This is a genomic window from Aliikangiella maris (assembly GCF_040719265.1).
In the GTDB taxonomy this organism is placed as follows: domain Bacteria; phylum Pseudomonadota; class Gammaproteobacteria; order Enterobacterales; family Kangiellaceae; genus Aliikangiella; species Aliikangiella maris.
This window is the reverse complement of record NZ_JBFDAH010000069.1, coordinates 1-3,353: the sequence shown is the minus strand read 5'-3', so window position 1 is coordinate 3,353 and position 3,353 is coordinate 1. Positions and strand designations below refer to the sequence as shown.

The following is a 3,353-nucleotide window of genomic DNA, read 5'->3' as shown; positions in this document are numbered from 1 at the left end:
TAACTTAAGTCATAGTGGAAGTGTATCATTTTCTGTGAATAAGGTTAAGCGTGAGTTAGTTGAAGGCCAATGGTTGAGTGAGGTAAAGCAATTGGAAAGGGGGTTATATATTGTAAAATAGGCTTGACCCCTTGTTTTTCAAATTTTTCGCCATTGAAAAGCTGAAAGCCTAGTAACTGCTGTTGGGTAAGTGCGGTTTTATCGCCTTGGTAATAACGATCATAAGGACTATCACCAGAGATTAATGTGCGACAAAATGTGGCTAGTGCCTGAATAATTTTATTAAGTGTTGCACCAGTTGAACTTTCAGGAAAGGCATTTGCAAACAGTCCAATATACACATTATCATTATTAAATCTTGCTAGTACCTCATCGACATAAATGGGTGTCACACCAAGTTCAACCGGATCATCTGCTCTTATCGGTACTTGTAATTGATCTTCTATTTCAAGAAAAACTTTATTGGCCCAGGTCAGTGTCGGGTGATAAGCTGAATTGGCTAATCCTTGACTATTGCGCACGAGCTGCTCACCTGTTGAACCTTTTGGTGTCACCTTGCCATCACTAAAAGCTAGCGATTGTTTATGACAGGATGCGCAGGATTGTGTTTGATTTGCGGATAGTTTAGTGTCATAAAATAATCGTCGACCTAATTCAATTTTTTCACGTGTTGGAACATTGTAATCGGGTATAGGTGGTATGGCAAAGTGCTCCGGTACTTTTAGCAACTGTCGTAAATCGATTTCTTCATTGCTTGTGACAACTGTTGTTTCCGATGAGCTATCACATGCCGTTAAGCAGCTCACCGAGCAAAGTACTACAATACTAAGAATATTTTGCATTTGGTTTAACCAAAATTTTTTCTGGTATTTTTCCAACATTGACACTGTCAAAAAGTAATTATTCAGCATCGAAAACAGAGTTTGTTTGACTAGATGACTCGCCGGTAGTGAGTTCGATGCCAAAGTTAGGGAATATGGACTGACAGGCTTCGGTTGCTAATCCTGAATGGCACTGTAAACCAAAGTTCTGACCGGTAACACACCACTCTCCATCGCGCCGTTCATCGATACAAAGAGTCTCATCACCGTTATGTGCTTGCCATACATCGCTAACCAGATCAGTTGCTCGAATATTACTCAACGCTGACGCCACATCAAACACGATGATGTTTGATTCTGGGTTAAACTGTTCTAGCGATACCTGTGCGGTATTTAAGTATCCACATTCGTCGCGATCGGTTAGTGCATTAATACCCGCAGAAAAATCACCACCACAATCAGTACTTCCAATATGTATTGAGCTGTTATTTATAATTGCGGAATTACTGCTATTCATCATTGTAAAATTAATAACAAAATGACGATAACCACCAGCCCAGGACCAATTCAATTCATTTAATGGAGAGGGAGCATCTTCAACCGGGCCAGCAGCAATCACAGCCTTCATTAAAGCTTGAGGTACACCAATATCAAACGTCACTTTAGAAATAACTTCTCCATTGCTGATACCGGTAATAACGGTATTTGTTCTACCTGTTGCTTCAGCAACAGTATCACAAAAATTTGAACCAGCACCTAAAAAATCGATTAAAGCAACTGAGCCAGACTCGTGGTTATATTGAAATTCATTATTATCCCAAGTTACGGCAACCAGATCGTCGCTGGCATTGTATGCACGAATATTACTGACAAAAAAACGTAAATCTCCAATACCTATAAATGCTTCGGCATCAGGTCCAAAACCCGTGTAAACATCATTACAATTAATATCTAAATGATTGCTTCGAGCAGCAAATGACAATGTTACAGGCGTGTCAATTAGATCATCTATTGAATTATTATCGCTGCTACTACTGCTATTGCCACCACAGCCTTGCAGAACAAATAAAGAAATACACAGTGTATATAAACATCGTAAATACATACAATCTCCAGTAGTTAACTATTTTAAGGTAACGGAAATAAATCTATTTTGTGGATGATAAGTTTATTGCATACTATGTAGTATGAGAATGGTGGCAATTCTAATGAATCGAGCATGAGTAAAGAATGTGGCAAATTGTCACATTTATATGCTCAACTCACATGCAAATGGAAGAAAAACTATGAAAATCAACAGCAAATAATCTAGCTTCTCTCCTACAAATAATCTAGATTCTCTCCTATTGGGAGAGTTTAATAATGTATTTTCTATCGCTAGTTTGGAATTACAATATAATATATAATCTGGATACAATAACGAATATAAAAGAACAAGAAGAGTAGCTGTGTATAAGTTTATTGAATCTGATCTAGACCCTCAAAATCTAGATAAAAAACCTTTCAAATTTTTCCACAAGCTGAGAAATCATCCAGCGCTATCATTAGAAAATTTATCAAAGGTGCTGGTTAATTTACCCAAAGGCCAAGTGATGTACTCTAAAGGGCTAGATGATTTAAATGCAAACTTTGACCGCGCTCATATCGACCAAAAAAATGGTCTGACAATTGAGGAAACTATAGAAAATATACGCACGTCGGATTCCTACATTATGGTGAGAAGTCCTGAAGTTGACCCGTCATTTAAAGAACTATATCAGGATCTTATTCACGATATCGAAATTGTGATGAATGAAAAAGGTGTAGGTAAGAAAGCCATAGAACCCATGTTATTTTTATTTATCGCTTCACCTAATGCATTTACTCCCTTTCATATCGATAGATACTCGACATTTCTTTTTCAAATTAGAGGAAGTAAACAAGTTGCAGTGTTTGATCAATTTGATGAAGGGGTTGTTCCTGCTGAAACTAGAGAAAGTTTTGCAGACTATGGTCCGCTAAGACCTGGTTGGAGTGAAAGTATCGATAACCGCGCTCATAAATTCCAATTCAGCCCCGGAGAGGCGCTTCATATCCCATTTATAGCGGGACATTATATTAAAAATGGCCCTGAAGATGTCTCTATTTCGATGTCAATTATTTTTAGGACTAAACAAAGCAAAGTTTGGCTTGACGCAATGTCGGTGAATAACAGATTACGTACTAAAGCCAAAATGTCGGTTGTACCTGTTGGTAAATTTGATAAAAAAGACAAATTGAAAGCGCTATTATTTCCTGCAATTAACGTTCTTAGTATTTTAAAGAATGCTTTAAGAAATAAATAAAACATATGAACAGCAGGAAAAACCTAAACTTTTATGCAGCCACTACGTTAGGTTATGGGACAAGCTAATGTTACTTACGTTTTTTTAGTATTAGGTAACCCTGTAAAAAATTCTGTGTAACTGCCCTAGGTTAAACATAATCTTTTAATCGGTCTTCAAATTGAATCATAAATCGATTTAAGGCCGCTTTCCAATTTCTTATTGGCAT

3 protein-coding genes are annotated in these 3,353 nt (G+C 37.2%); 1 reads left to right on the top strand and 2 read right to left on the bottom strand.

The window, feature by feature from the left end:
* Window positions 1-44: 44 nt before the first annotated feature.
* Together ABVT42_RS21795 and ABVT42_RS21790 are read right to left on the bottom strand one after the other, a co-directional pair.
* Window positions 45-842 (bottom strand): cytochrome c peroxidase, encoded by a 798-nt coding sequence (locus ABVT42_RS21795; protein WP_367024447.1) that lies wholly within the window; start codon window positions 840-842, stop codon window positions 45-47.
* A 58-nt stretch (window positions 843-900) separates the two neighbouring features.
* Window positions 901-1,926: an MbnP family copper-binding protein gene (locus ABVT42_RS21790; RefSeq protein WP_367024445.1), complete on the bottom strand. Its 1,026-nt coding sequence runs from the start codon at window positions 1,924-1,926 to the stop codon at window positions 901-903.
* A gap of 343 nt (window positions 1,927-2,269) precedes the next feature.
* On the opposite strand from ABVT42_RS21790, the gene ABVT42_RS21785 reads away from it, so the two are divergent.
* Window positions 2,270-3,145 carry a cupin-like domain-containing protein gene (locus ABVT42_RS21785; RefSeq protein WP_367024443.1) on the top strand — a complete coding sequence of 292 codons (876 nt, stop codon included), beginning with the start codon at window positions 2,270-2,272 and terminating at the stop codon, window positions 3,143-3,145.
* Window positions 3,146-3,353: the final 208 nt, after the last annotated feature.